The 25,752-nt window shown below is 65.8% G+C and carries 27 protein-coding genes; 10 read left to right on the forward strand and 17 right to left on the reverse strand.

Features of this window, described 5'->3' with window-relative positions:
* Positions 1-53: 53 nt before the first annotated feature.
* Positions 54-524, reverse strand: a complete 471-nt coding sequence (locus C7T96_RS17765) for an Lrp/AsnC family transcriptional regulator (RefSeq protein ID WP_106572591.1) — start codon at positions 522-524, stop codon at positions 54-56.
* A 131-nt stretch (positions 525-655) separates the two neighbouring features.
* Here C7T96_RS17765 and C7T96_RS17770 point away from each other — a divergent pair, with 131 nt between their 5' ends.
* A complete protein-coding gene (locus tag C7T96_RS17770) occupies positions 656-934 on the forward strand; it encodes a DUF6356 family protein (protein ID WP_238719936.1) in 279 nt (92 codons plus the stop codon).
* On the opposite strand, the gene C7T96_RS17775 is transcribed toward C7T96_RS17770, so the two are convergent.
* Positions 915-2,813, reverse strand: coding sequence for a tryptophan halogenase family protein (locus tag C7T96_RS17775; protein WP_106572592.1), 1,899 nt, complete (start codon positions 2,811-2,813; stop codon positions 915-917). The genes C7T96_RS17770 and C7T96_RS17775 overlap by 20 nt on opposite strands.
* Here C7T96_RS17775 and C7T96_RS17780 point away from each other — a divergent pair.
* The 6 genes from C7T96_RS17780 to C7T96_RS17805 all read left to right on the forward strand — a co-directional run bounded on the left by C7T96_RS17780 (position 2,740) and on the right by C7T96_RS17805 (position 7,449).
* Positions 2,740-3,402 (forward strand): pentapeptide repeat-containing protein, encoded by a 663-nt coding sequence (locus tag C7T96_RS17780; protein WP_348627256.1) that lies wholly within the window; start codon positions 2,740-2,742, stop codon positions 3,400-3,402. The two genes, C7T96_RS17775 and C7T96_RS17780, sit on opposite strands and share 74 nt — an antisense overlap.
* Before the next feature lie 103 nt (positions 3,403-3,505).
* On the forward strand, positions 3,506-5,092 hold the full coding sequence (locus C7T96_RS17785) for a peptide chain release factor 3 (protein ID WP_106572593.1): 1,587 nt from the start codon (positions 3,506-3,508) through the stop codon (positions 5,090-5,092).
* Positions 5,093-5,271: 179 nt separating this feature from the next.
* Complete coding sequence (locus C7T96_RS17790; protein WP_106572594.1) at positions 5,272-5,928, forward strand: peroxiredoxin; 657 nt, start codon at positions 5,272-5,274, stop codon at positions 5,926-5,928.
* A gap of 111 nt (positions 5,929-6,039) precedes the next feature.
* On the forward strand, positions 6,040-6,447 hold the full coding sequence (locus C7T96_RS17795) for a metalloregulator ArsR/SmtB family transcription factor (protein WP_106572595.1): 408 nt from the start codon (positions 6,040-6,042) through the stop codon (positions 6,445-6,447).
* Positions 6,440-6,979 carry an SRPBCC family protein gene (locus C7T96_RS17800; RefSeq protein ID WP_106572596.1) on the forward strand — a complete coding sequence of 180 codons (540 nt, stop codon included), beginning with the start codon at positions 6,440-6,442 and terminating at the stop codon, positions 6,977-6,979. Before C7T96_RS17795 ends, C7T96_RS17800 begins: the two co-directional genes overlap by 8 nt.
* 77 nt (positions 6,980-7,056) lie before the next feature.
* Entirely contained in the window at positions 7,057-7,449 is a 393-nt protein-coding gene (locus C7T96_RS17805; protein WP_280951741.1) for a VOC family protein, read from the forward strand.
* Positions 7,450-7,485: 36 nt separating this feature from the next.
* Here C7T96_RS17805 and C7T96_RS17810 read toward each other — a convergent pair whose 3' ends face one another.
* From C7T96_RS17810 to ubiE, 7 genes are all read right to left on the reverse strand, one after another.
* Positions 7,486-8,403 carry a pirin family protein gene (locus C7T96_RS17810; RefSeq protein ID WP_106572694.1) on the reverse strand — a complete coding sequence of 306 codons (918 nt, stop codon included), beginning with the start codon at positions 8,401-8,403 and terminating at the stop codon, positions 7,486-7,488.
* 127 nt (positions 8,404-8,530) lie between these two features.
* Complete coding sequence (locus C7T96_RS17815; protein WP_158264407.1) at positions 8,531-9,073, reverse strand: GNAT family N-acetyltransferase; 543 nt, start codon at positions 9,071-9,073, stop codon at positions 8,531-8,533.
* Positions 9,070-10,290 (reverse strand): bifunctional phosphopantothenoylcysteine decarboxylase/phosphopantothenate--cysteine ligase CoaBC, encoded by a 1,221-nt coding sequence (gene coaBC, locus C7T96_RS17820; protein ID WP_106572598.1) that lies wholly within the window; start codon positions 10,288-10,290, stop codon positions 9,070-9,072. Before coaBC ends, C7T96_RS17815 begins: the two co-directional genes overlap by 4 nt.
* Positions 10,260-10,712, reverse strand: coding sequence for a type II toxin-antitoxin system VapC family toxin (locus tag C7T96_RS17825; protein WP_106572599.1), 453 nt, complete (start codon positions 10,710-10,712; stop codon positions 10,260-10,262). The genes coaBC and C7T96_RS17825 overlap by 31 nt, the downstream gene beginning before the upstream one ends.
* 8 nt (positions 10,713-10,720) lie before the next feature.
* Positions 10,721-10,999, reverse strand: coding sequence for a plasmid stabilization protein (locus tag C7T96_RS17830; RefSeq protein WP_106572600.1), 279 nt, complete (start codon positions 10,997-10,999; stop codon positions 10,721-10,723).
* A 46-nt stretch (positions 11,000-11,045) separates the two neighbouring features.
* Positions 11,046-12,614, reverse strand: coding sequence for a 2-polyprenylphenol 6-hydroxylase (ubiB, locus tag C7T96_RS17835; protein ID WP_106572601.1), 1,569 nt, complete (start codon positions 12,612-12,614; stop codon positions 11,046-11,048).
* Between the two features lie 13 nt (positions 12,615-12,627).
* Positions 12,628-13,404: a bifunctional demethylmenaquinone methyltransferase/2-methoxy-6-polyprenyl-1,4-benzoquinol methylase UbiE gene (ubiE, locus tag C7T96_RS17840; protein WP_106572695.1), complete on the reverse strand. Its 777-nt coding sequence runs from the start codon at positions 13,402-13,404 to the stop codon at positions 12,628-12,630.
* A 112-nt stretch (positions 13,405-13,516) separates the two neighbouring features.
* Here ubiE and C7T96_RS17845 point away from each other — a divergent pair, with 112 nt between their 5' ends.
* The 3 genes from C7T96_RS17845 (at position 13,517) to C7T96_RS17855 (ending at position 16,027) form a co-directional block, all read left to right on the forward strand.
* The gene (locus tag C7T96_RS17845) at positions 13,517-14,488 is read left to right on the forward strand and encodes an adenosine deaminase (RefSeq protein ID WP_106572602.1); all 972 of its coding nucleotides are present in this window, start codon (positions 13,517-13,519) and stop codon (positions 14,486-14,488) included.
* A gap of 115 nt (positions 14,489-14,603) precedes the next feature.
* On the forward strand, positions 14,604-15,233 hold the full coding sequence (gene upp / locus C7T96_RS17850; RefSeq protein ID WP_106572603.1) for a uracil phosphoribosyltransferase: 630 nt from the start codon (positions 14,604-14,606) through the stop codon (positions 15,231-15,233).
* Between the two features lie 236 nt (positions 15,234-15,469).
* Positions 15,470-16,027 (forward strand): TIGR02281 family clan AA aspartic protease, encoded by a 558-nt coding sequence (locus C7T96_RS17855; protein ID WP_348627257.1) that lies wholly within the window; start codon positions 15,470-15,472, stop codon positions 16,025-16,027.
* A 6-nt stretch (positions 16,028-16,033) separates the two neighbouring features.
* On the opposite strand, the gene deoA is transcribed toward C7T96_RS17855, so the two are convergent.
* Genes deoA through C7T96_RS17895 form a run of 8 tightly spaced genes read right to left on the reverse strand, consistent with a single transcriptional unit; the run spans position 16,034 to position 25,735 of the window.
* On the reverse strand, positions 16,034-17,353 hold the full coding sequence (deoA, locus tag C7T96_RS17860; protein ID WP_106572696.1) for a thymidine phosphorylase: 1,320 nt from the start codon (positions 17,351-17,353) through the stop codon (positions 16,034-16,036).
* A gap of 51 nt (positions 17,354-17,404) precedes the next feature.
* Positions 17,405-19,825, reverse strand: coding sequence for an aldehyde dehydrogenase family protein (locus tag C7T96_RS17865; RefSeq protein WP_106572605.1), 2,421 nt, complete (start codon positions 19,823-19,825; stop codon positions 17,405-17,407).
* A 7-nt stretch (positions 19,826-19,832) separates the two neighbouring features.
* The gene (gene deoC / locus C7T96_RS17870; RefSeq protein WP_238719934.1) at positions 19,833-20,861 is read right to left on the reverse strand and encodes a deoxyribose-phosphate aldolase; all 1,029 of its coding nucleotides are present in this window, start codon (positions 20,859-20,861) and stop codon (positions 19,833-19,835) included.
* The gene (locus tag C7T96_RS17875) at positions 20,858-21,655 is read right to left on the reverse strand and encodes a purine-nucleoside phosphorylase (RefSeq protein WP_106572606.1); all 798 of its coding nucleotides are present in this window, start codon (positions 21,653-21,655) and stop codon (positions 20,858-20,860) included. Before C7T96_RS17875 ends, deoC begins: the two co-directional genes overlap by 4 nt.
* The gene (gene cdd, locus C7T96_RS17880) at positions 21,652-22,044 is read right to left on the reverse strand and encodes a cytidine deaminase (RefSeq protein WP_106572607.1); all 393 of its coding nucleotides are present in this window, start codon (positions 22,042-22,044) and stop codon (positions 21,652-21,654) included. The genes C7T96_RS17875 and cdd overlap by 4 nt, the downstream gene beginning before the upstream one ends.
* Before the next feature lie 46 nt (positions 22,045-22,090).
* The gene (locus C7T96_RS17885) at positions 22,091-23,062 is read right to left on the reverse strand and encodes an ABC transporter permease (protein WP_106572608.1); all 972 of its coding nucleotides are present in this window, start codon (positions 23,060-23,062) and stop codon (positions 22,091-22,093) included.
* A 1-nt stretch (position 23,063) separates the two neighbouring features.
* Positions 23,064-24,206, reverse strand: a complete 1,143-nt coding sequence (locus tag C7T96_RS17890; protein WP_106572609.1) for an ABC transporter permease — start codon at positions 24,204-24,206, stop codon at positions 23,064-23,066.
* Positions 24,203-25,735: an ABC transporter ATP-binding protein gene (locus C7T96_RS17895; protein ID WP_106572610.1), complete on the reverse strand. Its 1,533-nt coding sequence runs from the start codon at positions 25,733-25,735 to the stop codon at positions 24,203-24,205. Before C7T96_RS17895 ends, C7T96_RS17890 begins: the two co-directional genes overlap by 4 nt.
* Positions 25,736-25,752 lie beyond the last annotated feature (17 nt).

Consider the following 25,752-nt stretch of genomic DNA (forward strand, 5'->3'; position numbering starts at 1 on the left):
GAACTGTGCGCGCTGGTCGAGAGGCAGGCAAGTGCCAGCGCGTCCGCGCAGCCTCAGCGGTGCTGGATCGGGAGCGTGGTGGTCTCGCGAATTTCCTCCATGACGAAGGACGCCGAGCAGTCCGACAGCGGCACCTTGGCGATCAGGCGTTGATAGAGCCTGTCATAGGCCTTCATATCGGCAACGCGCGCGCGCAGAACATAGTCGAGATCGCCCGACATGCGGTAAATGCCGGTAATCTCCGGCAGAGAGGCCGCCGCGGCGCGGAATTTCTCCAGCCAGCCGGGCTCGTGGCTGGACGTGCGGATCAGCATGAAGACGGAAAGGCCATAACCAAGCTTTTCGGGATCGAGCAGCGCGACCCGTCCCGTAATGACGCCGCTTTCCTCCAGCATGCGCACCCGCCGCCAACAGGCGTTGCGCGACAGGCCGACACGCTGCGAGAGCTGCTCGGCCGACAAAGTGGCGTCGAGCTGAAGTTCGGCCAGAATTCGTCGATCAATCGTATCGAGATCAATCTTCATGAAAGGACAATTGTCTCATAGAGGGGCGTTTTTCAATACAATTTTGGGAATTTCTTATCGCATAGAGGAACTATTCTGTTTGCGAAATTCGGACGCCCGCCGTTCGCGGCGGCATAGGCAGGAGGACGCGCATGCAGACACGACTGGCAAAGCTGTTTACCGACCATCCGGCTTCGGTCGACGAAACCTATTTCGGCCATATGGCGTTCGCGTTGTGGTTTGGCGGGCGCCTGGCCCTGGCGGCGCTCGCCGCGCTGGGACATGCCTTCCTGCCTTTCGCCTTTCAAACCACGGCCAGCCGGATCGTACGCGACCTGTTCGAGCACACGCACCGCAGAGGCGCGAACGGGCCGGAGGTCGGCCGGTCTCGGGCGTGCCAAGAAGACAGGGCTATTGCCAGCGGAAGCTGACGGCCCCTTCCGCCACGAGGTCGAGATAATGCCGGTGGCCGAGGCAGTCGCCGGCCGCCTTCTTGTAGTCGCGCACATGGGCGTCGACCGCCTTGCGGGCATGGGCGCGCACTTTCGGACTGGCGGCCATCTCGGTCTTGGCCACGGTGCGCTGCAAATGACCGAGCCCGTCGAGCACCGGATAAAAAAGCTGTTCGTTGATGTGCGGCAGGTCGCCCGGAAAAGGCTGAAAATCGGCGCGGCGCGGCATGTTTTCGGTGCAAAAGGCGAGCATGTCGCGGGTGGCCTCGTTCATGCATTCGCCACGGGCATGCCGCCAGAACGGTTCGTCGCGCTCGCCGACATAATGCAGGTTGATGAAGTCGCGGAAATCGCCGAGCTGGCGTGACACGGCGTCATTGTAACGTTGCCGCATTGTGTCGTCGGCATGGCCAGCCTTGTCGAAAAAGAAGCGGGTGAACAGCATCAACTGCACGATCGTGCCGTGAATCGAGGTCGCCTCCAGCGGCTCCAGAAAACTCGACGACAGGCCGAGCGCCAGGCAATTGCCGATCCAGGCGCGGTCGAGGCGGCCGCTGTCGAAGCGCAAATCGGCACGCGGCTCGATCTCGCGGCCGAGTGCGCGTTCGATCTCACACTTGGCCTCGTCAGGCGTGGTAAACGCGTCGGAATAGACGTAGCCGCAGCCGATACGCTCCCGGGTGGGGACCGCCCACATCCAGCCAGCCTCCTGCGCCCAGGCCAGGGTGAAGGGGGCGATGTCTTCCGTCTCGTCATGGTCGAGCCAGAACGGCATGGCGCGGTTCACCGGCAGGTGGTCCTGGTAAGACATCCATTTCGCGCCCATGCCCTCGCCGATCAGCTTGCGCCGGAAACCGGTACAGTCGACGAAAAAATCGCCGGCGAGTTCGGTGCCGTCGGTCATCACCAGAGCCTCGATAGTACCGGTCTCGGCATCGCGGCGCAGATCGGCGACCTCGGCGTCGATCAGTTGCACACCGGCGGTGATCTCGCGCAGATAGGCGCCCACCTTAGCTTGGTCGAAATGGAAAGCGTGCTGGAACGGTCCGGCCGGGACGAGCTCGTCGCCATCGAGGCCGAAGGGCGATTTGCGGCGCTGCATAAGTTCGCCGAACAAATGGATATCGGCAACGCTGCGGCCGGTCGACACGGCATAGATGTGTAGCATCGACTGCTGTTCGCCGGGCATGAACTGCCGCGACAACGCCAAAAGATTGGGGTCGTCGATCGGCCCGTCATAGCAGTGGCCCTTGCGGCGCCAATCCTTGTGTCGGATGCCGAACTTGACGGTCGCGCCGGTCCTGCGCACGAAATCGGTCTCGTCGATGCCCAGATCCATCAGCACCTGACGGAACACGGCGGTCGTGCCCTCCCCCACGCCGATCGTCGGAATGCGGCTCGATTCGACCACCACGATGTCGAGTGCCATGTCGGCGCTCGCGGCGTGACGCTGAAGCATCAGCGCCGCGATCCATCCGGCTGTCCCGCCTCCAACGACGACAAGCCGGGCTCCCCCCTCAGCCATCATCCTCCCGATATGATTGCTGTCCCCACTGCTGTCATCCAACTGACATATAGTGATACTGTCAACCGTCAGTGTACAAACAATAGGCAGGCCTCCCCAGGATGTTTGCCGACGAAGAGCCGATACGCTTTGCGACCGCCCGACGCTTGCTGTAGTAAGGGAGCGCAGCATCGACCCGGGGCAGGTTCGAACCTTGGCGCCAACAAAACCCACCATCCCAACGACGCGACCCCGCCGCAAACCGGTGCCGCTGGTCGGATTGGCTGTCGCGCTCGCGTGCGTTGCTGGGGCTGCCGAGGCCGCCAACTGCCGCAGCGCGCCCGTTCCCGGCATCGACTGGCGCGACTGCAACAAGAGCAGGCTGATCCTGAAGGATGCCAATCTGGAAGGGGCCACGCTCGTCGACACGGATTTCAGCGAAACCGATCTGCGCGGCGCGCGCCTGAATTCAGCCAATCTGGAAAAGGCGACACTGTTGCGCGCCTCGCTTGCCGGCGCCAGCGCCGAAAAAGCCAATTTCGGCAAGGTGGAGGCCTATCGCAGCGACCTGTCGGGCCTGTCGGCCGAAAACGCGTCCTTTGCCAGCGCCGAGTTGCAGCGCAGCCGGTTCATCGATGCCTGGCTGAAAGGCGCGGATTTCCAGAAAGCCGAACTCGGCCGGGCCGAGTTTTCCGGATCGGCACTGGCAAACAACAGTTTCGCGCTCGCCAACCTGTCGCGGGCGGATTTTCGCGGCACGACGCTGGAAGGCCCGGTCGACTTCGCCGGCGCCTTCCTGTTCCTGACCCGGTTCGAGGGCGTCGATCTCGGGGCGGCGACCGGATTGCGGCAGGAGCAGATCGAGATTGCCTGCGGCGACGCGGCAACCAAGCTGCCGCGGGGATTGACGGCGCCGCGGAACTGGCCTTGCGCCTTCGAATAATCCAAGGCCGCCTGTCCGGCAGAGCCGCCGCGGCCGGACAATTCCCGTTCGACAGGCACGACCGGCGCGGTTATAAGCGCGCCATTCAACGGACATCCTCGACATGGCAGAGACACTCGACAAGGCTGTTGCGCGCCGCCGGACCTTCGCGATCATTTCTCACCCGGACGCGGGCAAGACCACGCTGACGGAAAAGCTGCTTTTGTTTGGCGGCGCGATCCAGCTCGCCGGCGAGGTAAAGGCCAAGAAGGACAAGATCCAGACACGTTCGGACTGGATGAAGATCGAGCGCGAGCGCGGCATTTCGGTCGTCACCTCGGTGATGACGTTCGAATATGGCGACCATGTCTTCAACCTGCTCGACACACCGGGCCATGAGGATTTCGCCGACGACACCTACCGCACGCTGACGGCGGTGGATTCGGCGGTCATGGTGATCGACGCGGCCAAGGGCATCGAGCCGCGCACGCTGAAACTGTTCGAAGTATGCCGGCTGCGCGACATCCCGATCGTCACGTTCGTCAACAAGATGGACCGCGAAACCCGCGACCCGTTCGAGATCCTCGACGAGATCGAGGCCAAGCTAGCGCTCGACACGGCGCCGGTGACCTGGCCGATCGGGCGCGGCAAGACGTTTGCCGGCACCTACCATCTCGCCGACAATGCGGTCCGGCGCGGCGACGACCAGGTCGAGCGCCTGCCGGTCAACGGGCCTGACTCCAACCGCGTGGCCGGGCTTTTGCCGGAAAACGAGCGTGCCGATTTCATTGAGGAGCTGGAGCTTGCGCGCGGCGCGTGCCGACCGTTCGACCTGCAGGCTTTTCGCGAGGGGCACCTGACGCCGGTCTATTTCGGTTCCGCGCTCAGAAATTTCGGCGTGCGCGACCTGATCGACGCGCTGGGGGCGTTTGCCCCGCAGCCGCGCGCCCAGGAGGCCGATGCACGCAGGGTCGAGGCGAGCGAACCGAAAATGACCTCGTTCGTGTTCAAGATCCAAGCCAATATGGACCCCAACCATCGCGACCGGATCGCCTTCGTGCGGGTCTGTTCGGGCAAGCTCGCGCGCGGCATGAAGGCCAAGTTGGTCAGGACCGGCAAGCCGATGAGCCTGTCGGCGCCGCAGTTCTTCTTCGCCAAGACGCGCGTCACCGCCGACGAGGCCTATGCCGGCGACGTGGTCGGCATTCCCAATCACGGCACGCTGAGGATCGGCGATACGCTGACGGAAGGCGAAGAACTCTATTTCCGCGGCGTGCCCAACTTCGCGCCCGAAATCCTGCGCCGGGTGCGGCTCGGCGACCCGATGAAGGCCAAGAAGCTGCGGGAAGCGCTGCAGCAGATGGCCGAGGAAGGCGTGGTGCAGCTTTTCCTGCCCGAGGACGGCTCGCCGGCGATCGTCGGCGTCGTCGGCGCGCTGCAGCTCGACGTCTTGAAGGTCCGGCTCGAGGTGGAATATTCGCTGCCGGTGGATTTCGAGACGGCGCGGTTTTCGGTCTGCCGGTGGATCACCGCCGACAAGGACGAATTGCAGCGCTTCATCGATGCGCATCGCGGCGACATCGCCCGCGACCTCGACGGCGACCCGGTGTTTCTCGCGCCACACGAATTCGGCCTCACCTACGAGGCCGAGCGCTGGAAAGCGGTTCGCTTCGACGCCGTCAAGGATTACCAGGCCCGGGACGCGGCGTAGCGGCAGCGTTCGGCGACGCGCGGGAACGGAATTCCGTTTTCGTCTCGTTCGGAACGGTTTCATTCCCGACCGCGACGAAATGCGCGGTCCATTTCCTCGAATCGTCTTTGAATTCGGCTATGATCGCACCGACATAAACACCCGGACATGCGATCCGGACGAACAGCAAGGAGACCGCCATGGGTTTGCGCATCAACGACACGATCCCCAATCTCACCGTCGAAACCGATCAGGGCACGTTCAAGCTGCATGACTGGATCGGCGACAGCTGGGCGATCCTGTTTTCCCACCCGAAGGACTTCACGCCGGTCTGCACCACGGAATTCGGCGCGGTCGCGCAGCTCGACGACGAATGGACCAAGCGCGGCACCAAGGTGATCGGCATTTCGGTCGACGGTGTCGAGGACCACAAGAAATGGAAGGGCGACATCGAGAAGGTCGGCGGCGCGCAGGCCAAGTTTCCGATCATCGCCGACGAGGGGCTCGCGGTTTCCAAGGCGTTCGACATGCTGCCGGCCGAAGCCTACCTGCCGGACGGTCGCACGCCCAACGACAGCGCCACCGTGCGCTCGGTGTTCATCATCGGTCCCGACAAGCAGCTCAAGCTGTCGATGACCTATCCGATGAATGTCGGCCGCAACTTCGCCGAGGTGCTGCGGGCACTGGACGCGCTGCAGACGGCGGCCAAGCACACCATCGCCACGCCGGCCAACTGGAATGTCGGCGACGACGTCATCATCCCGACCTCGGTCGGCGACGAGGCGGCGAAGCAGAAGTTCGGCGCCTTCGATACGGTGCTGCCCTATCTGCGCAAGACCAAGCAGCCGGCCGCCTGAGCGAGCGCTCGCCTATATTTGACGAAAGGCCGGTCCCGCACCGGCCTTTTTTCGGACCCGTTATTATACCGAACGGTTGACAATTATCCGGCCTCGCATTAATTCAACCTAATGGTTGAACAAGCAAACGGCTCCCTGGATATTGTCTTTCATGCCCTGTCGGATCGCACGCGGCGCGGCATGCTGGCCCGGCTTCGCGACGGCGCACTCAGCGTCGGCGAGCTGGCCGCCCCCTATGCGATGAGCTTCGCCGGCGCGGCCAAGCACGTGAAGGTACTGGAACGCGCCGGCCTGGTGCGGCGCGAGGTGCGCGGACGCACGCATCTGTGCCGTCTCGAGGCGGCGCGGCTCGCCGAGGCGCAGGCCTGGCTCAACCATTACGAACGCTTCTGGACCCGCGGGCTCGACCGTCTCGAAACCCTGCTCAAGGCCGAGGACGCACAGGCGCGGCAAACCGGGCCGGCAAATTCGTCCCGCCCCACCCCGTCGCGCAATCAAGAAAGGAAGGGCGATGTTTGATGAGAGCTACGGCGTCGCGACGGCGGCCGACACGGTACGCCTGGAGCGCCGCCTGCCGGGCCCGGCCGAACGGATCTGGGCCTATCTGACACAGGCCGACAAGCGCCGGCAATGGCTCGCCGACGGCGACATGGAGCTGCGCGCCGGCGGCGCGGTGCGGCTCGTGTTCCGCCACGCCAATTTCACCGACGAGGCCCCGCCGGCACGCTATTGCGAGATGAACGAGAACGGCGTTGTCGCCGAAGCCCGCATTCTGGAATGCGATCCGCCGCGCGTGCTTGCCATGACCTGGCCGGGCGACGGCGAGGACAGTGTGGTGCGGTTCGAGCTTTTCCCGGACGGAGACGAAGTCTTGCTGGTGGTGACCCACACGCGGCTCGCCGATGCCGACGCAATGGCCAATGTTTCCAGCGGCTGGCATGCCCATCTCGCCGTCCTGGAGGCCGCTCTCGCAGGCACGGCGACACCGCCCTTCTGGTCGCGCATCACCGCGCTGGAGGCGGACTACAAGGAGCGCTTCGCCCGGACTTAGGATGCCGGAGCCGCGTCGGCGGGGCAGGCATTGCCCGCTCCCGTACGGCGACCCTTCGATGCCAATGGAGGCAGAACATGCTGAAAATCGCACTGACAAGCGTGCTGGTCGACGATCAGGACAAGGCCGAAAAATTCTATACCGACATTCTGGGTTTCGAAAAGAAACAGGATTTCGCGGTCGGCGGCGCACGCTGGCTGACGGTGGCAACGTCCGCAGAGACCGAAGGAACGGAGCTGCTTCTGGAACCGGTCGGTTACGATTTCGCGCGCGACTACCAAAAGGCGCTCTTTGAAGCCGGGATTGCCGCCGCCTCCTTTGCCAGCGACGACATTCAAGCGGACCACAAACGGCTCTGCGCCAAGGGCGTCAGATTTCGCGGCGAGCCGACCGCGATGGAAGGCTTGCCCGCAATCGCGCTTTTCGAGGACACGTGCGGCAATCTCATCCAGATCTTCGAAACCCGGTAAGGCGGCGCGTCATGCGCCGCCTCACGACGGGCCCGGTCAGCGCGCCGCGCCTTCGCGAATGAAGGTGCCGGCGTTAAGTTCCGAAAAGGCCTGCATCAGTTCGGCGCGCGTATTCATCACGATCGGTCCGTGCCAGGCGACCGGCTCACGGATCGGCTTGCCGGAAACCAGCAGGAAACGGATGCCGTTTTCGCCGGCCTGCACCACCACCTCGTCGCCGGTGTCGAACACGACCAGCGTGCAGTCGCCGCTCATGTCGCGCAGATGCACCTCGCGGCCGTCGACCTCCTTCTCGAGCAGCACGCCAAACGGCCTCGAAGCGTCGCGAAAGGTTCCCGAACCCTCGAAAATATAGGCGAAGGCGCTGCGATAGGTGTCGACGGGCAGCACCTTGCGCCGGCCCGGCGGCACCCACACATCGAGATATTGCGGATCGGCCGCGATGCCGTCGACCGGGCCGCTCTTGCCCCAGAACTCGCCGACCACCACACGCACCCGGGTGCCGTCATCGTCGACGATCTCGGGTATCTCGGCTGCCTTGACGTCCTGGTAGCGCGGCTGCGTCATCTTGTGGCTCGACGGCAGATTGGCCCAGAGCTGGAAGCCGTGCATGCGTCCGGCCTGGTCGCCCTGCGGCATTTCCTGGTGCAGGATGCCGCTGCCGGCCGTCATCCATTGCACGTCGCCGGCGCCGAGCGAGCCGGCATTGCCGAGGCTGTCGGCATGGTCCACGGAACCGGCCAGCACATAGGTGATGGTCTCGATGCCGCGATGCGGATGCCAGGGGAAACCGGCCCGGTAGTCCTCCGGCCGCTCGTTGCGGAAATCGTCGAACAGCAGGAACGGATCGGCGAGCTTGGGATCGCCGAAGCCGAAAGCGCGATCAAGCCTGACGCCGGCGCCCTCGACGGTCGGCTGGGCCTGGCTGAGCTGCTTCACGGGACGAATGGACATTTTCTCTGCCTCCGTGGTTGCGGTCCCGCTCAATATGGCGATACCGGCCGGGTCGCGCAGCGGCGGCAGCGGTGACATAGTGTTCAACATCCGCAATCATCGCCGGGCGGGTTCGATCGCGCAGCAGTCAGCGGCGCATCACGACCACCTGCTCGCCGGCGTATCGGGTCACGGCGAAATCGTGGAAGCCGAGATCGCGGGCAAGCCGTATCGAGCGGACGTGACCGGCGTCGATCAGGCAGGCGAACGGCCGGCTGGGAAACCGCGTCTCCGCCCAGCCTATAGCCGCGCGCGCCGCCTCGCGGGCGAGACCGCGCCCCTGGACGCGCGGCATCACGCCCCACCCGGCCTCCAGCATGCCGGCGATCGGCGGGTCGATGTCGCGGTTGAGTTCCTGCACGCCGGCCTCGCCGATCAGCGTGCCGTCGGCGCGATCGGTCACCACCCAAAAGCCGAAGCCGAGCATCGCCCACAGACCGCGATGGCGCAGCATGCGCGCCCAAGCCTCTTCGCGGCTGAATGGTTTTCCGCCAACGTAACGCGCCATTTCCGGATCGCCCCACATTGCCGCGTAGGCGTCGAAATCCTCCGGCCGATGGGCGCGCAGCACCAGCCGCTCCGTCTCGAGCGTTGGCGCCTCGAGCACGCCGTCGACGACGCGCTTGTTCACGCCAGCCGCGCCGCGACCAGCGCGGCCAGTCGCGCGGCGACCTCGTCCTTGGTCATTTCCGGCCAGGCGTCGGATCCGTCGCCCGACACGATGCGTACCCGGTTGCGGTCACCGCCCATCACGCCAGACGCCCCGATGCCGCTGTCATGCGACACGTCGTTGGCCACGATCAGATCGGCGCCTTTCCTGGCAAGCTTGGCGGCCGCGTTGGTCTCCACGTCGGCGGTTTCGGCGGCGAACCCGATCACCAGGCCCGGCCGTTGCCGATGATGGCCGATCGTGGCCAGAATATCGGGATTTTCCACCATCTGCAGCGCCGGCGGCCCTTCGCCGGCGACTTTTTTGATCTTCTCGCCCGCGGCATCCTGCGTGCGCCAGTCGGCAACGGCGGCGACGAAGATGCCGGCATCGGCCGGCAAGAGCGCAAGCACGGCGTCGTGCATCTGGCGCGCGCTCTCGACATGAAGGGTATCGACCCCTGCCGGGTCGGGGATCGCCACCGGACCGGAGACGAGACGAACATCGGCTCCCAGCCGCGCCAGCGCCGCGGCGATCGCATGGCCCTGCTTGCCGGACGAGCGGTTGGCGATATAGCGCACCGGATCGATCGGCTCATGGGTCGGACCAGAGGTCATGACGATCTTCTTGCCGGCGAGCGGCTTCGAACCGCCGTCGAGGCTCGCCTCGATCGCTGCGACGATCTCCAGCGGTTCGGCCATGCGGCCCTCGCCGGCCTCGCCGCTCTCGGCCATCTCGCCGGTGGCCGGGCCGACAAAGACAACGCCGTCGCCGCGCAGCGTCTCGATGTTGCGCCGCGTGGCCGGATGGTTCCACATCGCCGGGTTCATCGCCGGCGCGGCGAGCACCTTCTTGTCGCTGGCAAGCAGCACGGCGGTTGCCAGATCGTTCGCCAGCCCGTGCGCCATCCTGGCCAGGAGATCGGCGCTTGCCGGCGCGATCACGATCAGGTCGGCCTCGCGCGACAGCCGGATATGGCCGACATCGTGCTCGGCCTGGCGGTCGAACAGATCGGTGAAGACGTGATCGGCGGTGAGCGCGCCGACCGAAAGCGGCGTGACGAACTGATGCGCGGCCTCGGTCATCACGCAGCGCACATGCGCGCCGCGCTCGCGCAGGCGGCGGATCAGGTCGAGCGACTTGTAGGCCGCTATACCGCCGGAAATGATCAACAGGATGCGCGTGCCGGAAAAGGCCATAGGGCCGCCTCCCATGGATTAATGAGATCGATCCCACAATCCTCGAAATCGCGGACATTGCGGGTGACAAGAGGGAGCCGATGTGCCGCCGCTATCGCGGCGATCTGTGCATCGGGTTCCGTGATTGGCCGCCCCATTCGGCGCCGCCGTGCCGCGATACCGGCATAATGCAATGCCTCCTCCTTGCCAAAGGACAGTATGGCCGCCGCGCCGCCGGCGTCGACGAACGCGTCGATCATCACCGTGAGCGCCTCTCGTCGACGCCCCTCGGGCATAAGGGCCAGCCCTAGATAAAGCTCGCCGACGACGATCGATGAAAGCAACAGCGCCGAGCGCGGCGTTTCTTCAAGAAAGCGCACGACACCCGCGTCAGGCTTCGGCCTGAACATTTCCGAGACCAGATTGGTGTCGATGAGGAACATCCCCACTATCAATCGAAGACTGGTCGATCACCCGCAATCGCCTTGCGCTCCGGGACATCGAGGTCGAACGTACCATATTCTTCCCGTAGCTTTCGGATACCCTCCCAGGCACTTTGGCGGGCGGGCGGGCCGGCAGCGGAAAGATCGTCCAGAGCGATATCTGAAGTGACGACAGCGCGCAGGATCGACCGGGCCTCCTCTTCCATCGACGCGCCACGCCTTGCCGCCCTGAGCCTCAGGCCGCTCTTCACCTCGGTCTCGATGTTGCGGATCGTTAGTGACGCCATGGTCCGGCTCCGTTTGATTGCAATGTATGCATCGCAATCATTGCAATCAATCCAGCGCCCAGGCGATCCACACCAGCGTCGCCGCGATCACCCAAAGCGCGATGCGGCCGGAGCGGGCGGCGCGCGCCTCGGCCTTGCCGATCGCCTTGGCTGTCGCGTCGTCGAAACGCAGGCCGTGCTCGGCCATATGGTCGATCTCGCGCGACAGTTTTTCGGTGCGCGCCGCCAGTTCGGGCGCCTGGCGGGCCAACGACAGCACGGCTGCAACGCCGTCGCGCGCATCCGACAGCATGCCCTGGGGCCCGAGATGCGAGGCAATCCATTCGCGCACCACCGGCTCGGCCGCCTTCCACATGTTGAAGGCCGGATCGAGCGAGCGCGACACCCCCTCGACCACGACCATGGTTTTTTGCAACAACACCAGCTCGGTGCGCGTGGTCATGTCGAAAAGCTCGGTGACCTCGAACAGCAGCGTCAACAGCCGGGCCATGGAGATCGTCTCGGCGGGCTGACCGTGGATCGGCTCGCCGATCGCGCGGATCGCCTGGGCAAAGGCGGCAACGTCGTGGTTGGCCGGCACGTAACCGGCCTCGAAATGCACCTCGGCCACCCGACGATAGTCGCGCGTGATGAAACCATAGAGGATTTCGGCCAGGAAGCGGCGTTCCTTCTTGCCGAGGCGGCCGGTGATGCCGAAATCGACCGCCACGATGGTGCCGTCGGCCTGGACGAACAGATTTCCGGGATGCATGTCGGCATGGAAGAAACCGTCGCGGAGCGTGTGACGCAGGAAGGTCTGGATCAGCGAAACGGAAAGTGCCTCCAGGTCGTGGCCGGCCGCGCGCACACCCTCGATATCGGAAAGCTTGACGCCGTCTATCCATTCGAGCGTAAGCACGTCGCGGCCGGTGCGCGCCCAGTCGACCGTCGGCACGCGAAAGCCGGGATCGTCCTTGGTGTTTTCCGCGATCTCCGACAGCGCGGCCGCCTCCAGCCTGAGATCCATCTCGATCTTGGTGGTCTGGGCCAGGGTCTGGGTGACCTCGACCGGACGCAGGCGACGGGAAGCGGGGATGAACCGTTCCTGGAGGCGCGCGGCGACGAAATAGCTTTCGAGGTCGTGGAAGAAGCGGCGCCGAACGCCGGGACGGATCACCTTGACGGCGACCGGAGCGCCGGTCTCGACGCTGGTGGCGCGATGGACCTGGGCGATCGAGGCGGCGGCCACCGGATCGCCGAACGTGCCGTAGAGTTGGTCGACCGGCCTGCCGAGCGAGGCCTCGACGGTCGCCACGGCCTGCGCGCGCGGAAAGGTTTCCATACGGTCCTGGAGACTGGCGAGGTCGAGCGCGACATCCGCGCCGACAACGTCGGGACGGGTTGCCAGGAACTGGCCGAGCTTGACATAGGACGGCCCCAGCCGCGCCGCGGCCTTGGACAGGTTCTCCGAGCGATCGCGCCCCGCCGCACGACGCCGGGCGAGGATCCGCGACAGCCGCCAACCCAGTTTCGGCAGGCCGACGAGCTGGTCGCCGGGCAGGGCGGCGAAAACGCCCTCGCGCACCATGACCCAGCCCGCGCGTGCGAGCCGGAAATAAGCCCCGGCCGTGCTCATTGCGGATCCGTCCTCAAAGTTTCCAGCCGGAATGCAGCGCCGCGATGCCGCCGGTATAGTTGCGGTAGGTGACCCGGTCGAAGCCGGCCGCCGCGATCATGGCGGCGAAGTCGCGCTGGTTGGGGAATTTGCGGATCGATTCGACCAGGTAGCGATAGGGCTCCGCCTCGCCGGCGACCGCGCGGCCGATGCGCGGGATCGCCTCGAACGACCAGAATTCGTAGGCACGGTCGAGCAGCGGCATCTCGACGTCGGAAAATTCCAGGCACAGAAAACGGCCGCCCGGCTTGAGCACGCGAAAAGCCTCCGAAAGGGCCTTGTCGATCACCGGCACGTTGCGGATGCCGAAGGCGATCGTATAGGCGTCGAAACTGTCGTCCGCAAACGGCAGATCCTGCGCATCGGCCTCGATGAAATCGACATTGTCGTCATAGCCGCGCTTGGCCGCGCGCTCTCTGCCGACGGCCAGCATCTCGCCATTGATGTCGAGCACCGTGGCGTGGGCCTGGCGCCCCGACGCCTCGACGATGCGAAAGGCGATGTCGCCGGTGCCGCCGGCCACGTCGAGCACCCGGTAGTCCGCCCGCTTCGGCGGGTTGAGCCAGGTGACCATGGCGTCCTTCCAGACCCTGTGCAGGCCCGCCGACATGAAATCGTTCATGACGTCGTAGCGGCGCGCGACCTTGTCGAACACCTCGTTGACCATGGGCTGCTTGTCCGCCGCCGCGACGGCGCGAAAGCCGAAGGAATGTTCCATACCGCCCGCGGCGGTCGTTCGCTTTTCGGACATCAATCCCGATCCATAGAAACCGGCCGGACCATAGCCGATGATCCCGCGTGGCGCTATTGTCGCGAGCGCGGTGATCCGCCGCGCCCGAATCACTCCAGCCTGGCGAGGAACCATGGTCCTGAAAGCCGAGATCCACTGCCATATCGAGGGCGCGGCGGCGCCGGATCTCGTGCTGAGCCAGGCACGGAAATACGGCGCCGACATCTCCGGCTTCATACGCGACGACGCGTTCGTCTGGCACGATTTCACCAGCTTCCTGACGGCCTACGACGCCGCATCGAGCCTTTTTCGCGACGAGGGGGACTATGCCCGGCTGGCCGAGCACTACCTGTCCAGCCTGGCGCGCGAGGGTGCGATCTATTCGGAGTTCTTCACCTCTCCCGATCATGCCGAACGTGCCGGCCTGTCGCCGGCGGCCTATACGGCGGCACTCGCCGAGGGCATGCGGCGGGCCAAGGCCAAAACCGGGATCGAAGCGCGCATGATCGTGACCGGCGTGCGCCATTTCGGCGTCGAGGCTGTCGAGGCGGCGGCCCGGTTCGCCGCGCGCTGCGGCGAACCGCTTGTCACCGGTTTCGGCATGGGCGGCGACGAGCGTTTCGGCCAGGCGGAGGATTATGTACGCGCCTTCGAGATCGCGCGCGAGGCAGGGCTCGGGATCACCGTGCATGCGGGCGAATTCGGCGGCTGGGAAAGCGTGAAGGACGCACTCGACCATTTGCGGCCGTCGAGGATCGGCCACGGGGTGCGGGCGATCGAGAATGCGGACCTCGTGCGTCGGATCGTGGCGGAGGGGATCGTGCTGGAATGCTGTCCGGGATCGAATGTGGCGCTGCGGGTTTTCGAGAGTTTCGACGAGCATCCGTTTCCGCAGTTGCGCGCAGCCGGCTGCAAGGTCACGCTGTCTTCGGACGATCCGCCCTATTTCGCCACCTCGATCGGCCGCGAATACGAGATCGCGCGCCAGCATTTCGGGCTCGACGACAAGGCGTTGACCGGGATCACGCGCACCGCGATCACGGCCGCCTTTGTCGACAAGGCCACCAAAGTGGCGCTGCTCTCCCGGCTGGCGCGAAAGACATAGGCGCCGGCGATCGACAATTAATTGTGGTTTGGAGGCGAGGATCGTTTCGCCGGAGGCGTCGAGGGGCTAAAGCTGATCGTCAGCGCGGCCGACAAGAACAGGGGAAACCGGTGTCATGAAGGGCGTAACCGTCATCGACCACCCGCTCGTCCAGCACAAGCTGACCATCATGCGCAACAAGCAGACCTCGACGGCCGGCTTTCGACGCCTGCTGCGCGAGATATCGCTGCTCCTGGGCTACGAGGTGACGCGCGAGCTGGAACTGACCTCGACGCGGATCGACACGCCGCTCCAGCCGATGGACGCGCCCACACTGGAAGGCAAGAAGCTGGTCTTCGCCTCCGTGCTGCGCGCCGGCAACGGTCTTCTGGAAGGGCTGCTCGACCTGGTGCCGGCCGCCCGTGTCGCCCATGTCGGGCTTTACCGCGACCACGACACGCTGGAGGCGGTGGAATATTTCTTCAAGGCGCCGAGCGACCTTGCCGACCGGCTGGTGATCGTGGTCGATCCGATGCTGGCGACGGCCAATTCCGCTATCGCCGCCATCGACAAGTTGAAGGAGCGCGGCGCCACCAATCTGCGGTTCCTGTGCCTTCTGGCCGCTCCCGAGGGCATCGAGCGCTTCACCGCCGCCCACCCCGATGTGCCGATCTTCACCGCCGCGATCGACGAGCGCCTGAACGAGAAAGGCTATATCGTACCGGGGCTGGGAGACGCGGGCGACCGCATGTACGGCACCAAATAAGACGTATTTTTCCGCATTTTTACCGCGAATTAACGCAAAAACGGGGTTCCGGCTCGCCGTTTTTGCACAATTTCGAACGGTTAAAGGCCGGTCAATCAATCGAATCTATGCTTGTCGCCAAGCCTGGATCATGACCGCGCTTCGCGAAGCGCCGGCACGATCCTCCTGTTTGGTTCGGGCGTGAGCGCTTTCGAAGGCCGGATCCCGGCCTCGCGTCTACGCCCCAGGGAACGATTATGCACAAACTGATCGCCCTCAGCATTATTGTCGGCAGCGCGGCGTCGGTGCCGCTGCTTTATCAGGCAAATCCGGATTTGTTCGAGACGATGGTGCGGGATCGTCTCACCGAAAAGCCGGCCCAAAACGCCCAGCCGCAGCTCGCCAAGGCCAGCCAGCCGGCCCCCGTGCGCAAGCAGCTGAGCGGCCGCCGGGTCCAGGTGCCGATGGATGCGCGCGGGCATTTCATGGCCGAATTCAAGCTCAACGGCCATCGCGTGGCAGCCATGATCGACACCGGCGCGACGCTGGTGGCCTTCAACGAAACGACGGCGCGCCGAATCGGCATCAAGCTCAGCCAATCCGACTTCCGCTACGAGGTCGACACGGCCAACGGCACGGTTTCGGCAGCGGCGGCCCGGATAGACAGCCTGCAGATCGGCCGCATCCATGTCGAGGACGTCGAGGCGCTGGTGCTCGAAGACAAGGCGCTGTCGAGTACGCTGATCGGCATGAGTTTTATGAAAAAGCTGGCGGCCTTCCGCGTCGAGGACGGCACCATGCTGATGGAACAATAGCGCTCTTTACGTCGATGGCCCGATGCGGCGCGAGACGGGCTTGCGGGGTGAGGGACGCGCCGGCCCGATATCGTAGGCGGCAAGCACGGCACGCGCGGCTGCCTCGGCGTCAGCCTCGCTCCTTGCATGGACCATCGCCAACGGCTCGCCCCTGACCGCCTCGGCGCAGACCGGAGCGAGACCGCTCAGCCCGACTGCGTGATCGACCGGATCGTCGGGGCGGACGCGCCCGCCGCCGAGCGCGACCACGGCAACCCCCAGGCCGCGCGTGTCGATCGCCGTCACGAACCCGTCGGCTGGCGCCGGCACCGCGCGGATAAGCGGAGCGACCGGCAAATGCGCCCGGCAGTCGTCGACGAAATCGGCAGGGCCGCCCAACGCTGCAACCATGCGCGCGAAACGGTCAGCCGCAGCACCGGAGACGAGCGCATCGCGCGCCATCGCGTCGGCCTCGCGGTGAGACGAGGCCAGCGCGGCCGACATCAGCATCTCGGCGGCAAGCGCAAGCGTGACCTCTTCCAGCCGCGGGTCGCGCAAACGGCCGGTCAGAAAGTCGACCGCGTTGACGACCTCGACCGCGTTGCCAGCCGCCGAGGCGAGCGGCTCGTTCATGTCGGTCATCAGCGCCGAAGCCTTCAGCCCGGCGCCATTGGCCACCTCGACCAGGCTCTTGGCCAGCACGGCGGCGTCCCGGCTTTTTTGCATGAAGGCGCCGTTGCCCGACTTCACGTCGAGCACCAGCGCCCCAAGCCCGGCGGCGAGTTTCTTGGACAGGATCGAGGCGGTGATCAGCGGGACCGATTCCACAGTCGCCGTGATGTCGCGCACGGCATAAAACCGCTTGTCGGCCGGCGCCAAATCACCGGTCTGGCCGATGATGGCGCAGCCGGCCGCGCGCACCGCGCGGCGGAAATCGTCATTGTCGGGCTGGCTGCGATAGCCCGGGATCGCGTCCATCTTATCGAGCGTGCCGCCGGTATGGCCGAGGCCGCGGCCGGAGATCATCGGCACATAGGCGCCGCAGGCGGCCACGATCGGCGCCAGCATCAAGGAAACGTTGTCGCCGACCCCGCCGGTGGAATGTTTGTCGACGACGGGACCGTCGAGCTCGGCCCACGACAAAACGTCGCCCGAATCGCGCATGGCGAGCGTCAGCGACACCGCCTCGTCGCGGCTCATGCCGTTGAAGAAGACGGCCATGGCGAAAGCCGCCAACTGGCCCTCGGTGACGCGCCCGTCGGTGATGCCGGCGACGAAGGCGGCGATCGCGTCGCCCGGCAACGGCTTGCCGTCGCGCTTCAGGCGGATGAACTCCTGGGGGAGCATCATGCCCCGCGCCCTGCTCCGCCGCCCACCCTGCTTTCGCGGCTCCTCATATCAAACACCGAACGGCGTCCAGATCGACTTGATGCGGGTGGCGTGGAACAGAAACTCCTCGCCCTGGCCCTGGCCCGCATCGAACCAGTCACGCGCCTTGCCGTCACTGACCCAGGTAGCCTTGAGGTTGCCGGCCGATTCGGCCTCCACCATGGCGCTGCCTTTGGCCGAGCCGACATACCAGCACGCGGCGATGTCGTTGTGCTTGGCCATCACCGAAGCGAGCTGGTCGCGGTCGCCGGTGACGATGTTGACCACGCCGCCCGGCACGTCGGAGGTGTCGAGCACCTGGTAGAGGTCGCAGGCAGCGAGCGGATGGTGCTGCGAGGGCGTGACGACGACGCGATTGCCCATGGCGATCGCCGGCGCGACCAGCGAAACGAAGGCCAGCAGCGGCGCCTCGTCGGGACAGGATATGCCGATCACCTCGTAGGGTTCGGGCAGGGCGAGCGCCAGCATACGCGGCTGCGGCGCGCGTACGCGACCGTCATATTTGTCGGCGCGGGCGGCATAGTGGATGAGACGGGCGACGGACGCCTCCACCTCGGCCGCGGCCTTCTTTGCCGCAACACCGGTCATGCGGGCGATGCGGGCGGCGAACTCGGCTGCGCGCAGCTCGAGATTCTCGGCCAGGAAATACAGCACCTGGGCGCGGGCGTGGCCGGTCATCGCCGACCAGGCCTCGGCCTTGCGGGCGGCCTCGACCGCGTTGCGGATATCCTTGCGATTGCCGTGGCCGGCCTCGGTGATGAGGCGCCCCCGGCCGTCGAGGACCGGGTAGGAATAGCCCGAATCCGGCCGCGCCTGCTTGCCGCCGACATAAAGCTTGACGGTGCGGTCGAGCCCGGCCGGCGCGGCGCCCGGGCCGGCCTCGTCGTCGACCGGCACGGGTGCGGCAAGAGGCGGGCTTTCGGGGAGCGCCCGCGCCTTTTTCTGCCAGGCGGGCAGCAAATATTCGAACATGCCTTCGCGGCCGCCCTCGCGCCCGAAGCCGCTTTCCTTGTAACCGCCGAAGCCGACCGCGGCGTCGAACATATTGGTGGAGTTGATCCAGACCACGCCGGCCTTGACCTTGCGGGCCGCGTCGAAGGCGGTATCGAGGTTCTGCGACCAGATCGAGGCGGCAAGCCCGTAGCGGCTGTTGTTGGCAAGCGCGACCGCCTCGCCGGGAGTGCGGAAGGTCATCGACACCAGCACCGGGCCGAAAATCTCCTCCTGGACCAGCGGCGAGGCCGGCGAGACATCGGTGAACAGGCTCGGCGGGAAGAAGCAGCCGCCCTTCGTCGCACGCGCGAAATGCTCGCCGGCCCAGCTCGGCTGATGCAGGACGGCGCCTTCGCGCAGGCCGGCCTCGACGCGGGCGCGGATCTGCTCGATCTGAACCGGCGCGACGACGGCGCCGATATCGGTCGATTTGTCGAGCGGCGCGCCGACACGCAGCGTCTCCATGCGCGCCTTGAGCCGGGCGTGGAATTTTTCCGCCACACCTTCCTGGACGATCGCGCGCGAGCCGGCGCAGCAGACCTCGCCCTGGTTGAACCAGATCGCGTCGACCACGCCTTCGATCGCGGCGTCGAGGTCGGCATTGTCGAAGACGATGAACGGCGACTTGCCGCCGAGTTCGAGCGACAATTTCTTGCCGGTGCCCGCCGACTGGCGGCGCAGGACGCGGCCAACCTCGGTCGAACCGGTGAAGGCGAGCTTGGCGAGCCCGTCATGGGCGGCAAGGGCCGCCCCCGTCGCCCCGCCGCCATTGACGAGATTGAAGACGCCGGCCGGCAATCCCGCCTCGCGGCAGATCTCGGCAAAGGCGAGCGCGGAGAGCGGCGTGTGCTCGGCCGATTTCAACACCACCGTGCAGCCGGCGGCGAGCGCGGGCGCGACCTTCCAGGCCAGCATCAGAAGCGGAAAATTCCAAGGAATGATCTGGCCGCACACGCCCACAGGCGCGTGGTCCGGGAATTCCTGGTCGCGCAATTCGGCCCAGCCGGCGTGGTGATAGAAATGGCGCGCGACCAGCGGCACGTCGATATCGCGCGTCTCGCGGATCGGCTTGCCGTTGTCGAGCGTCTCCAGGACCGCAAGGAAACGGGCATGTTTCTGGACCTGGCGGGCAAGCGCGTAGAGATGGCGCGCGCGCGCCGTGCCGGACAGGGCCGACCAGGATTTGAAGGCCTTGGTCGCGGCCTCGACCGCGGCGTCGACGTCCTTTTCGCCGCCCTCGGCCACCTCGGCCAGCGTCTCGCCGGTGGCCGGATTGACAGCCGCGAAACTGTTGGCCTTGCCCGGCCGGGTGAAGGCGCCGGCGATGAAATGGCCGAAGCGGGCCTTGTGGCGCGCCAGCCAGGCGCGCACGACGGCATCGTCCTCCGGCGCGGGGCCGTATTCCATGCTGTCTAGGATTGAGACGATCTTGTTCATGAAACCCTCACGCCACGCCGTGGCGGTCGTTGGCCGAATAGCGGCCGGTGACGAAATGCTCGATCTGGCGCTCGATGTCGGCAAGCAGGCCCGAGGCGCCGAAGCGGAACAGAACCGGTTCCATCCATTCCCGCCCCAGTTCCTCGCGCATCAGGATCAGCCAGGCGAGCGCGTCCTTGGCGGTGCGGATGCCGCCGGCCGGCTTGAACCCGACCTTGTGTCCGGTGCGCTCGAGATAGTCGCGAATGGCGCGCGCCATCACCAGGCTGACCGGCAAGGTTGCGTTGACGCCCTCCATGCCGGTGGAGGTCTTGATGAAGTCGGCGCCGGCCTGCATGGCCACCATGGAGGCGCGATAGACGTTGGTCAGGGTCTTCAGGTCTCCGGTCGCCAGGATCGCCTTCATGTGCGCGTCGCCGCAGGCCGCGCGCATGGCCGCGATCTCGTCGTAGAGCGCGGCCCAATTGCCGGTCAGAACATGCGCGCGGGTGATGACGATGTCGATCTCGGCCGCGCCCTCGCCGACCGCGTAGCGGATTTCGGCAAGCCGCTCGGCCATCGGCGTCAACCCGGCGGGAAAGCCGGTGGCGACCGAGGCGACGGGAATGCCGGACCCGTCCAGAGCCTTCACGGCGCCGGCCACCATGGTGGGGTAGACGCAGACCGCGCCGGTTGTCAGGCGACGCTCTTCCAGGCCGAGCGCGGCGACCAGATCGGCGCGCAGCGGATTGCGCGCCTTGGCGCACAGCCGCGCCACGCGTCCGGGCGTGTCGTCGCCGGCAAGCGTCGTCAGGTCGATCGCCTCGATCGCCTTGACCAGCCAGGCGGCCTGCCACTCCTTCTTGACGGTGCGGCGCGTGGTCAAGGTGGCGGTGCGGCGCTCGACGGCCGACAGATTGATGTCGGCGGCGTCGAACCAGGCGGCGTCGAAGGCGACGCCGTCATTGCGGGCATGCGGCTGCGCGACGCGGACGAGATCGCGGGTCGCGCCCGCACCGACGGCGTCGGCCATCGTCTTTTGCGGGTCGACATTCATTGGAACTCTCCGATCGCGCGGCGCAGCACGGCGGCCAGGCGCGCACCGCCGAGCGGCGCCATGTCCTTGGTTTCCTGGTGCGAGAGTTCCTCGCCGGTCATGCCGGCGGCAAGATTGGTGATGACCGAACAGGCGGCGACCCGCATGCCCAGAAAACGGGCCAGGATCACCTCCGGCACGGTCGACATGCCGACGGCGTCGGCGCCGAGAACACGGGCCATGCGGATTTCGGCCGGCGTTTCGAAGGACGGGCCGGAAAACCACATATAAACGCCCCTTTTCAGCGGCGTGCCGGTCGCCTCGGCGGCGTTTTCGAGCGCGGCGCGCATGGCGGCGTCATAGGCCTCGGTCAAGCCGACGAAACGGCGGTCGCTCGGCTCGCCGAACAGTGGATTGGTGCCGGAAAAATTGATGTGGTCGGTGATCAGCATCACCGAACCGGGCGGCATGTCGGGATCGAGCGAGCCGGCGGCGTTGGTCAGGACGAGACGCTTGATGCCGATGCCGGCCAGGGTTTCGAGCGCGGGACGCATGGCGGCGGCGTTGCCGTGTTCGTAATAATGGGCACGGCCGGCCAGCATCAAGACCGGCGTGCCGGAAAAGCGGCCGGCCACCAGTTCGCCGGCATGGCCGGTGACCCCGCTTTGCGGGAAGCCGGGCAAATCGGCATAAGACAGGCGCACCGGATCGGAGACCTCGTCGACCAGCCCGCCCAGACCGGAACCGAGGACGATCGCGGTTTCGGGGACGAGGCCGCCCAGCCTCTCGACAAGCAGATCCACGGCAGCCTTCATTTCAACCCATCTCCGCGAAATCCGAGCGGAAGCAACGCGCCCAAGGTGGTGGTCTCGACTATACCCGTGTCGTCGCACAAATGCAGCCTGGTGTCGGCGGCGGCGAATTCGGCCAGCCTTTGCCGGCAGCCGCCGCACGGCGTGATCCTGGCCATGCGCTCGGCGACCACGGCGATCTCGGCAATCTCCCCGCCGCCGGCCATGACGAAATGCGCCAAGGCGGTGGTTTCGGCGCACCAGCCCTCGGGGTAGGAGGCGTTTTCGATATTGGCGCCGGAATGAATGCGGCCGTCGACCGTGCGGATCGCAGCGCCGACCGGAAATTTCGAATAGGGCGCGTGCGCTTTCGCCATCGCCGCGACCGCGGCCTCGAACAGATCGTGCGACATTATCCCGGCACCCGGTTGGCGGCGACTGCAGGAGCGGTGCGCATGCTCAGCGTTCCTTCACATAGGCGACGCCGCCGGCCTTGGGCGGGATCGCCTTGCCGATGAAACCGGCCAGCAGGATGACGGTGAGGATATAGGGCAATGCCTGCATCAACTGCACCGGCACCTTGCCGATCATCGGCAGGGCGATGCCCTGGAAGCGGATGGCGAAGGCGTCGAGGAAACCGAACAGCAGACAGGCGAACATCGCCGGCACCGGCCGCCATTTGGCGAAGATCAGCGCGGCGAGCGCGATGAACCCCTTGCCGGCGGTCATGTCCTTCACGAAACCGGCATTCTGCGACACGGCGAGATAGGTGCCGGCAAGCCCGGTCAGAACGCCGGTGCAGATGACGGCGCGATAGCGCAGCCAGGCAACGGAGATACCGGCGGTGTCGACGGCGGCCGGGTTCTCGCCAACGGCGCGCAGCCGCAGACCGAAGCGGGTGCGAAACAGCACCCACCAGGTGAAGGGCACCATCAAGAAAGCGACATAGGCAATCAGCGAATGGCCGGAAACGAGCTCGGAATAGATCGGCCCGACCAGCGGCACCTCGCGCAGCGTGTCGGCGAACGGCAGGGTTATGGCGTTGAAGCGCGCATCCGCGACCAGCGAGGGCGTGCGCCCGCCCTGGCTGAACCAGGCCTGGCCGAGAATGACGGTCGAGCCGGCGGCGATGAAGTTGATCGCCACGCCCGACACGATCTGGTTGCCGCGATGGGTGATGGAGGCGAAGCCGTGCACCAGCGCGAAAAACACCGAAATGGCGACGGCGGCCAGCATGCCGAGCCATGCCGACCCGGTGACGGCGGCGGTGGAAGCGCCGGCGAAGGCGCCAGCCAGCATCTTGCCTTCCAGGCCGATGTCGAACACGCCGGACCGCTCCGAATAGAGCCCGGCGAGCGCGGCCAGAAGCAGCGGCACGGAGACGCGGATGGTGGCGTCGAAGAGCTGCAGGACGAGATTGACGACATCCATCTCAGGCACCCTCCCCCTTGGCTTCGGCGTCGATGCCGACGGCGCGCGGACTGAGGCTGGCGAACGCGGCCTGTACCGCCGGGCGGAACATGTGCTCGAGCGCGCCTGCAAACAGGATCACCAGGCCCTGGATGATGACGATCATGTCGCGGCTGATATGCGGCATGACGAAGGAGATCTCGGCACCACCCTGGTAGAGCATGCCGAACAGGATCGCCGCCGGCACGATGCCGGCCGGGTGGGAGCGCCCCATCAGCGCGACGGCGATGCCGACGAAGCCGGCGCCGGTGACGAAATCGAGCTGGAGGCGATGCTGGTCGCCCATGACCGGGTTGAGCGCCATCATGCCGGCGAGCGCGCCGGAAATGGCCATGGTGATGACGATGATCCTGGCTTCCTTGATGCCGGCATAACGCGCCGCCTTGGGCGAAAAGCCCATCGTGCGGATCTCGTAGCCGAGCTTGGTGCGCCAGATCAGCGCCCAGACCACGACCGCCATGACCAGCGCCAGGATGAAGGACAGGTTGAGCGGTGTCGAACGGACGGAAAAGCCGAACATCTCGATCAGCCAATTGAGCTTGGGCAGGTGCGCGTCCGGCAAAAAGGTGCGGGTCTGCGGCGCCATCGAGCCCGGCGGCTTCAGCGCGCCGACGAGCAGATAGACCATCAGGCTCGCGGCGATGAAGTTGAACATGATGGTGGTGATGACGATATGGCTGCCGCGCTTGGCCTGGAGCCAGCCGGGTATCATGGCCCAGATGGCGCCGATCGCCGCGCAGCCGGCAATGGCGAGCAGGAAGTTGAGCCACCAGGGCAGGAGACCGTCGAAGGTCAGACACACAAGCGCCACGCCGAGCCCACCGACATAGGCCTGGCCTTCGCCGCCGATGTTGAACAAGCCGCAATGGAACGCAACCGCCACCGCCAGCCCGGTGAAGATGAAGCTGGTGGCGTAGTAGAGTGTGTAGCCGATCCCGGAGCCGGAGCCGAAGGCTCCCTTCAGCAACAGGCCGGCGGCTTCGATCGGGCTTTCGCCGACCAGAAGCACCACCAGCCCGGCGACCAGAAAAGCCACGATCAGGTTGATCAGCGGGATCAGCCCGAAATCGGCCCAGGCGGGCAGTTTTGCATAGGGTGCGCTCATTCGGCTGCCTCCTGCGCCTCGACACCGGCCATCAACAGGCCAAGCTCACCCTCGGTGGCGTCCGGGCCGCGCTCGCCGACGATGCGACCGTCGAACATGACCAGGATGCGGTCGGACAGGGAGCGGATCTCGTCGAGTTCGACGGAAATCAGAAGCACGGCCTTGCCCTGGTCGCGCATGGCGATGAGCTGCTTGTGGATGAATTCGATGGCGCCGACGTCGACACCGCGCGTCGGCTGGCCGACGACGAGCACGCCGGGATCCTTTTCCATCTCGCGGGCAAGCACGATCTTCTGCTGGTTGCCGCCGGAGAAATTGGCCGTCTTCAGCCGGCAATCGGCGGGACGGATGTCGTATTTCTCGATCTTGTCGCGCGCATCGGAGCGGATCGCCTCGATATTGAGGAACGGGCCGTTCAGATAGAAATCCATGCCGTGATAACCGAGGATCGAGTTCTCGTTTTCCTCGAAGGGCAGAACCAGGCCGACATGGTGGCGGTCCTCGGGCACATGGGCGAGGCCGCGCGTGCGCAACTCGCCGGGATCGGCCGCGCCGACGACGTCGATCGGCGCGCCGTCGAGCAGGACGGTGCCCGTCTCGGCCCGGCGGGTTCCCGCGATCGCCTCGATCAGTTCCGACTGGCCGTTGCCCGCGACCCCGGCGATGCCGACGATCTCGCCGCCGCGCACGTCGAAGGACACGTCGTCGACCATGAGAACGCCGCGCGAATCGCGGACGGACAGGTTCTTCACCGAAAGCTTGACCTCGCCCGGCCGCGCCTCGCCCTTTTCGACACGCAGGAGCACGCGGCGACCGACCATCAGTTCGGCCAGTTCCTCGACCGTGGTCGCCGCGGTCTTGCGGGTGGCAACCATGGCGCCCTGGCGCATGACCGACACGTTGTCGGTCACCGCCATGATCTCGCGCAGCTTATGGGTGATCAGGACGATCGTCTTGCCCTCGTCCTTCAGCTTGCGCAGGATGCGAAACAGATGATCGGCCTCGGCCGGCGTTAGCACGCCGGTCGGTTCGTCAAGGATGAGGATTTCGGCGCCGCGATAAAGCGCTTTGAGAATTTCGACGCGCTGCTGCAGGCCGACGGGCAATTGCTCGATAATCGCGTCGGGATCGACTTCGAGACTGTATTCCTGCTCAAGCCGCTGCAGCTCGGAGCGCGCGCGAGCGATGCCCGTATTGAGCAGCGAGGCCCCCTCCGCGCCCAGAATGATGTTTTCCAGCACGGTGAAATTGTGCACGAGCATGAAATGCTGATGCACCATGCCGATACCGGCGGCGATCGCGTCATTGGGCGAATCGATGGCGATCTTACGGCCGTTGACGAAGATTTCCCCGCGGTCAGCCTGGTAGAAACCGTAGAGAATCGACATCAGCGTCGACTTGCCGGCACCGTTTTCCCCGATGATGCCGTGAATGGTGCCAGGCGCGATTTCGAGATCGATGTCGCGATTGGCGCGCACGGCACCGAAACTCTTGTCGATCCCCTTAAGCTCGATTGCAGACTGCGCCATGCAACCGCCTACCCCTC

The organism is Nitratireductor sp. StC3, from assembly GCF_003015025.1.
In the GTDB taxonomy this organism is placed as follows: Bacteria; Pseudomonadota; Alphaproteobacteria; order Rhizobiales; family Rhizobiaceae; genus Mangrovimarina; species Mangrovimarina alexandrii.